The sequence below is a fragment of the Pseudoalteromonas luteoviolacea NCIMB 1942 genome, from assembly GCF_001625595.1.
GTDB classification, from domain to species: Bacteria; Pseudomonadota; Gammaproteobacteria; order Enterobacterales; family Alteromonadaceae; genus Pseudoalteromonas; species Pseudoalteromonas luteoviolacea_A.
In genome coordinates this window covers 35,116-41,806 of the sequence record NZ_AUXT01000010.1, presented here as the reverse complement: position 1 = coordinate 41,806, position 6,691 = coordinate 35,116, and the positions used below count along the sequence as shown (strand labels likewise).

The 6,691-nt window shown below is 38.4% G+C and carries 8 protein-coding genes; 5 read left to right on the top strand and 3 right to left on the bottom strand.

All coding sequences use genetic code 11. The features are described 5' to 3' along the window. The first annotated feature begins 395 nt into the window (after positions 1–395). Together N482_RS01475 and zapE are read left to right on the top strand one after the other, a co-directional pair. On the top strand, positions 396–1,031 hold the full coding sequence (locus tag N482_RS01475; RefSeq protein ID WP_063375403.1) for a glutathione S-transferase family protein: 636 nt from the start codon (positions 396–398) through the stop codon (positions 1,029–1,031). Between the two features lie 247 nt (positions 1,032–1,278). Continuing rightward, positions 1,279–2,379, top strand: a complete 1,101-nt coding sequence (gene zapE / locus N482_RS01470) for a cell division protein ZapE (protein WP_063375398.1) — start codon at positions 1,279–1,281, stop codon at positions 2,377–2,379. Between the two features lie 52 nt (positions 2,380–2,431). Here the strand turns inward: zapE and N482_RS01465 are convergent, their stop codons facing one another. Further along, positions 2,432–3,730 (bottom strand): DEAD/DEAH box helicase, encoded by a 1,299-nt coding sequence (locus tag N482_RS01465; RefSeq protein ID WP_063375397.1) that lies wholly within the window; start codon positions 3,728–3,730, stop codon positions 2,432–2,434. 56 nt (positions 3,731–3,786) lie between these two features. Further along, on the bottom strand, positions 3,787–4,701 hold the full coding sequence (gene dapA / locus N482_RS01460) for a 4-hydroxy-tetrahydrodipicolinate synthase (protein WP_063375396.1): 915 nt from the start codon (positions 4,699–4,701) through the stop codon (positions 3,787–3,789). A gap of 149 nt (positions 4,702–4,850) precedes the next feature. Between dapA and N482_RS01455 the strand changes: the two genes are divergently transcribed. After that, positions 4,851–5,504, top strand: coding sequence for a DUF6058 family natural product biosynthesis protein (locus N482_RS01455; protein ID WP_063375395.1), 654 nt, complete (start codon positions 4,851–4,853; stop codon positions 5,502–5,504). Between the two features lie 138 nt (positions 5,505–5,642). Here N482_RS01455 and N482_RS01450 read toward each other — a convergent pair whose 3' ends face one another. Next, positions 5,643–5,903: a hypothetical protein gene (locus N482_RS01450; protein WP_063375394.1), complete on the bottom strand. Its 261-nt coding sequence runs from the start codon at positions 5,901–5,903 to the stop codon at positions 5,643–5,645. A 191-nt stretch (positions 5,904–6,094) separates the two neighbouring features. On the opposite strand from N482_RS01450, the gene N482_RS01445 reads away from it, so the two are divergent. Both N482_RS01445 and ykgO read left to right on the top strand, forming a co-directional pair. Continuing rightward, positions 6,095–6,352, top strand: coding sequence for a type B 50S ribosomal protein L31 (locus tag N482_RS01445; protein WP_063375393.1), 258 nt, complete (start codon positions 6,095–6,097; stop codon positions 6,350–6,352). Positions 6,353–6,452: 100 nt separating this feature from the next. Continuing rightward, complete coding sequence (gene ykgO / locus N482_RS01440; RefSeq protein WP_063365231.1) at positions 6,453–6,593, top strand: type B 50S ribosomal protein L36; 141 nt, start codon at positions 6,453–6,455, stop codon at positions 6,591–6,593. Positions 6,594–6,691 lie beyond the last annotated feature (98 nt).

Genomic DNA, 6,691 nt, shown 5'->3' with positions numbered 1-6,691 from the left:
AACTACCTTGAAAAACGCCGGGTTTCGGTCTTCCAGTTGGCCCTAACTCTCCGATCTACTATACTCCTTAGTAGCTAAACAAGGGCATTATATGTGAAATCATATTGTGCCCTTAAGATTTTCCTTCCTAATCAATGCATATATTTTATACATAATGATATTCATTAATTAGGACCACCATCCAATTCCTATTTACATTAAATACCTAGTTAAGGTAAAATCATTAACGCTTAAGAAAGTAATGGTTAATCTTGTAAACGACTCTTGCTGGATATAAATTTTTGAATAAAAATAGATGGTTTTATTTGTTATTATTCAAATGCTGTCCTAAAGTCCTTAAGGAATAATCATAAAAGGAGCTTTCCAGTCAATAAAATTAGATGATAAGGCCAGCTATGTACACTTTGTTTTATTACCCACGTAACGCCAGTCTAGCCCCACATTTTGTTTTAGAAGCACTCGACGTACCCTACCAACTTGAACTTGTAGATAGAAAAAAACATGCTCACAAATCTGCCCAGTATTTAAGACTCAACCCAACAGGAAGGATCCCGACTTTAGTAGACGACGACTTTGTATTATTTGAAAGTGGTGCCATCTGCTTATATCTCGCTGAAAAGCACCCTGAATCTAGATTAATACCTTCAGAGCCAAAAACAAAAGGCGAGTTTTACCAGTGGCTTATGTACTTTACAACCACAGTTCAAGCAGAGTTGATGATTTATTTCTACCCAGAGCGCCATACTCAAAGTGCGTTAATGTACGATGACATAATTAAAACGCAGCAAAGTCGCCTAGGTAGTATGTTTGAAATAATTAACCGTCATCTGGCTGGCAAAAGCTATGTTGTGAACGATAAATTCACCATTTGTGATTGTTACTTATTTATGCTCTGCATTTGGGCAGACGAATTAAATAAACCACCTCTCCAATTTGAGCACTTAGCGAGCTACTTGAAGTCGATGGCTAAACATCCGGTAATTAAGAAGGTATGTGAAACAGAATTTACCGATCTTAGTTCTTATAAATAAAGATTTTTAAAAGGCGGTATGTTTATCACCTTTAATTTAATGCATCAATAACAGGTAAATCGAATTATGATGGTCAATTTGACATAGTCATTTTTTTGCGCGGATGAATTTCCTAGATTAATGCCCTTTTCTACCATGTAAATATCAAAACCTAGCACTCATATAACGACAAAGGCATATTTCATTCTTCATATTCTTTTTATACCAAGCTAATATAGCCTGCAATGTATATTCCATTATAAATTAAATGCGCATCATTCAAACTCGATACAACCAGCTTATTAATCAAGGCACGTTAACCTTTGATGAGGCTCAAAGTTACGCAATCTCCACATTAGATGAGTTGTTACTTCAAATCGAACGTAAAAAAGTTAAAAAAGGCATATACCTCTATGGGCCTGTGGGCCGTGGAAAGTCTTTTTTAATGGACTTATTCTTCGAAGAAATTAACTCTAAGAAAAAACGAAGATTACACTTTCATCATTTTATGGCACAAGTGCATCAGCAGCTGAAAGAAATTCAAGGAACGACCAATCCATTACAAAAAATAGCTAAGGTGTGGGCTAAAGACACCAAGGTGCTTTGCTTTGATGAATTCTTTGTCAAAGACATAGGGGATGCGATGATATTGGCAGGTTTAATAGAAGCATTTATCAAATCCGGTATCATTTTTGTTGCTACCTCTAATTCCCACCCTAGTGAACTATACAAAAATGGGCTACAAAGAATTCGATTTGAGCCGACTATCGACTTACTCATAACACACTGTGAAATAGTTGGAATATCAGGAGACATTGATCATCGTTTTAGAAATAGATTCGACAACCGCTTTTATTTTCACGATAACCAAGAGATGTTTGACGCGTTATTCTCCGAACTTTCAGGTACTAGAACTCACGCTGACATTGAATTACTGAGCCGTTTAATTCCAATAATTGGCACCTCCCCCTCTGCGCTTCTATTTGACTTTATGTCTTTATGCTCTTCACCAAGGGCAACAGCCGATTACATTGAGTTAGCGAACCGATATGAAGTAATTTTTATTCAGTCAGTTGTACAGATGGGCTCATCGCCCGCCCGAAACCAAGTCGCTCAGGGGGTTGAAGATGGATACATGCGTCAAAATTCAGCATTAAAAACTCGTAGCTTAGATGATGAGGCAAGGCGATTTATTGCACTGGTAGACGAGTTTTATGATCGTAACAAGCTTGTTGTTATTTCAGCTAACTGCTCGTTAGATTCACTGTATGTAGGAGAGCAATTGTCGTTCGAGTTTGAGCGTACGCAAAGCCGGTTGGTCGAAATGCAGTCTTGGCTATTAAACACAAAAGCAGGCAAGGTTAAGTAGATAGTGGTATGAAGTTCAAACCACTATCTACTATTCGTTAACAATTAACGCTTTATTTATCCAATTTCAGTTTTACACCCTTCAATCGGCTTCTAACCGAGCTCACCTTACTGCGGTTTTTTGCTCTCGCCTCGCCGCTTGCTTGATTGCTAGGTCGGTTTGTGCGCGCTTTTCGTCTTTGATGGCTAGGCTTTTTACTGAGATTTTCGATGAGATTATCTCGATTCGCAACCTCATAGCCAGGCAAATAATAACGTTTGATTTTTTGACCAATCAAAGTTTCAATATGCAATAAGAATTGTTCTTCTTCTCTACTTACAAATGAAATAGCTTGCCCAGAGTTACCTGCTCGACCAGTCCGGCCAATTCTGTGTACATAGTCTTCTGCAAGGTATGGTAAGTCGAAGTTAACAACACGTGGCAAACCTTCGATATCGATACCGCGCGCAGCAACCTCAGTTGCAACAAGTACACGTACATTACCTTCTTTAAACTCTCTCAAAGCTCGACGTCTCGCACCTTGCTTTTTATCTCCGTGACATACAGTCGCAGCTATCCCATCAAGCTCAAGCTCTTTGACAATATCATCTGCATCATCTTTCATGTTCACAAAAACAAGCACCTGCAGCCAATTTTTCTTACCAATTAGTTCAGATAACAACTCTTTTTTGCGTTGCTGTTCTACAGGGTAAACAACATGACGTACCGTCTCCGCAGTTGTATTTTCTGGTGCAGTTTGAACAAGCTTTGGCTCCTTTAGAACTTGCTTAGCAAACTGTTTTACTTCTGACGGGAAAGTCGCGGAGAAGAGTAATAGTTGTTTATCTTCACGAGCAAGACCTATCACTTTTCGCATTTCGTCGATAAAGCCCATATCTAACATACGATCAGCTTCATCTAGCACTAAATGCTCAATATTTGACAAGTCAACACTGCCCAGTCTTACCAAGTCAAGTAACCTACCCGTCGTTGCAACGACAATATCTGCGCCTTGAGCTAGACGCTGTGTTTGCCCTTCTACACTTACACCACCAAAAACGGCAACTGTGCGCAAAGTTGTATTTTTTGAGAAAGACTCACAATTATTTGCAATTTGCTCGGCTAATTCTCGAGTAGGTGCAAGGACAAGTGCGCGGGGAGATGACAATGAAGTACCTTTTAAAAGGTTGTGGATCACAGGTAGCGCAAAAGCAGCTGTTTTACCTGTTCCTGTTTGCGCAGTCGCCAGTACATCGTGCCCTTTTCTGATAACAGGAATGGCCGCTTGTTGAATAGGAGTAAGCTCTTTGAAGCCAATATCATCTAAGGCTTCTAACATAGGCTCTGGGAAACTAAACGATTTAAAATTCATAACGACAAACCTGCGACCAATAATGAGGGTCGCAGATTATACGTCATTAATTGACTTTAACAAAGCTTAAGTAGCGTATCATCTACTAAATTTGCTTTTCCGCCAACGATATATTGTTCATCAAGCGCATTGATGAGTGCTTGTCCCTGCAATTGCTGCTCTTTATTCAAAGGCACATAAGGCAGCCTAAATACTGGGCTCACCGCACCAGTCATGATCAGTGCTGTATTGATCGCAATTGGGTTTGGCTCACAAAACAACCAATTTACCAAGGGGTTTAACTCTTTGTTCAATGCATCACTGCGCTCATCCATTAGTTGCCTAAACAACTTAGGTACTAGGTTTGAAGTTACAGAAATTACCCCATGTGACTGGAACAGGTGTCGTCCGTCATGGGCTTCATCATCGTTTCCAGACCAGCACGCAATACCTTGTGCTTCATAACGCGCAATTCTCTCATTACCAGCACACTCTTTAACACCAATAAAGTGCTTACTCTTTGATAGTGGTTCGATAATATCAGGGGTTAAGTCTTGTCCTGTACGACCTGGTACGTTGTAAACAAATGCAGGTCCAATTTCTAATACACGATTGAAATGCTCCATCACCCCGTCGATAGAAGTTCTGCCATAATAAGGGTTTATCTGAAGCGCCGCATCCATACCCGAAGCAAAACCATACTCTGTTGCCTTAATAGCTTCACGAGTATTATTACTACCTGTATTTCCTACAATAATCAGCCGTTCAGAAAACTTACTAACACTGTGTGCTATCAGCATTAAGTGCTCTTCCCAGTTCATTAACTGACCTTCGCCAGTTGTACCACCTACAATAATACCATCGACACCGGCTTCTATCTGTATTTCCACCAATGCATCATAAGCTACTAGGTCAACCTCCCCATTCATCTTATATGGCGTTTTTATAGCTGTAATTAAGCTGGCTTTTTTTATGGTTTGTATACTTCGCATGCAAATTCTAACTGATTGTGAATATACGATATGTTGTAACACAATTGGCTCGGTATGCCGAGAGCAAAAATAAAGAATTACGAATTTTCTTGCGTAAACTTGGGATTTAATACACAATCAAAATACTGTACATTTAACCAGTATCAAAGATGCGACTTTCTGAGTACCTTAAAACGAACTTTTATGACACCCAAGAGTTATGCAGTTTATTGAAAATCGATTCATCACAGCTTCAGCTATGGCAAGACAGCAGTCTTTTTCCAAATGCAAGCTATAGTATCGAGAATCAGATCAAATGTAGTTCTTATCTTGGGTTATACGAATGTATAGAGATTACAGATTATTATCCCCGGGGTCTTATTGAATGGGCACAAATATTAGTAAAGAATTCAGTGACTCAATCCAGCCATGCATTTGAGCTCTTCCAACAAAAGTATATTATGACTTTACAGACATGCGCTCAAAAAGGCATTGTTTCTCAAGATGACAGGTTTTCAGAAGATATCGTGGAGCATATTCAGCAGGTTTGGCAGCAATTTTTATGTAGCAAGTATGGCGTAATAAGTTTAAATGGACTTATCGAAGAAGTCGTTTTTATCGATCTTGGTCGAGCCATTGTGGACTCCATTACTGATGATAGAACGAAACATACTATTGCTGTTGAATTAAGAGGCCAGCTTCATGATGCAATTAAACTGCTAAATCGAGCACTCAGCCATCATGCTAGCCATGAAAGAAGTTCGTCACTGCGCGAAAAATACATTGAGAGTTTAATGCAAAAATATGATTTATCGATTTGTTAGAAAATCACAGTATTTTCAATAAATAACCTGCAATTAGGTTAAATTATCAAATGACAAGCGCATTAGAAAGCCACTATAGCAACATGTGGCTTTACAAATAGTTTTAATACAACAACGCTGGCTTTGGATGTGGTTTATCTAATTAGTACCTTCATAGTGAGCACGATATATTTCAAAGCTTTTCAGTACTCTCAGTTGATCTTCACATAAATTGTCATACCAATTATCAAATTTTTGATCATCGTCCTGCTCACTCAAAACTTGATATTGCGCAAGTAATTCTACAATGTCACTGTGATCGCAAGTTAGTCCATCTAGTTGTTGAGCTAAAGATGAATGATCCTTATTTTGCAATTCCGCAATGACACCATTGTCTAATTGTTGTGATTCTTCAGTCACGGCGTTATCCTCTTTCTCGATCTAGTTCCTAGTTATAACAGTCTGATGTCGAAGATCCAGTAACAATTTGCTAATTAGTACAAACAGTAAGCAAAACTCCCCAAAAAAATAATTATTGGAATTAATTGAAAACTATTCTCAAATAGAATAATATTGTGACGTTATCACATTTCATAAGGTTTTAATTTAATATGAAAGCAAATATCCACCCGGATTATCAAGCTGTTGCATTTCATGACACTGCAGTAGACAAGTACTTTATCGTTGGCTCAACTATCAAATCTGATAGAACAGTTGAAATTGATGGTAAAGAGTACCCGTACGTTCCAATCGATGTTTCAAGTGCTTCTCACCCGTTTTATACAGGTAAGCAGAAAATCGTTGCTAGCGATGGCCGTGTTGCTAAGTTCAACCGCCGCTTTAAAAATATCGCTTCTACATCTAAGTAATAGACAAAGCACTATGTTGGGCATCGCTTACTTTCATTAGTAGCGATGCCTAGACGCTATTTGGTACGTAAAATTTAAATCACTAGTAAAGGAGCATAAGTTGAAAGTTTTAAGTTCATTAAAAAGCGCGAAAAGCAGACCTGGATGCCAAGTTGTAAAACGTCGTGGAAAAGTTTATGTAATCTGTAAAACTAACCCTCGTTTTAAAGCTGTTCAAGGTAACAAAAAGAAAAAGCGTTAATTTTTTAATGCTTTTATCAAACCGAGCACTTTATTCTCAAAGTGCTTGTCCATATTTCTAATCGTACACCTCAAAAACAACCCATTATTTCACCTCCC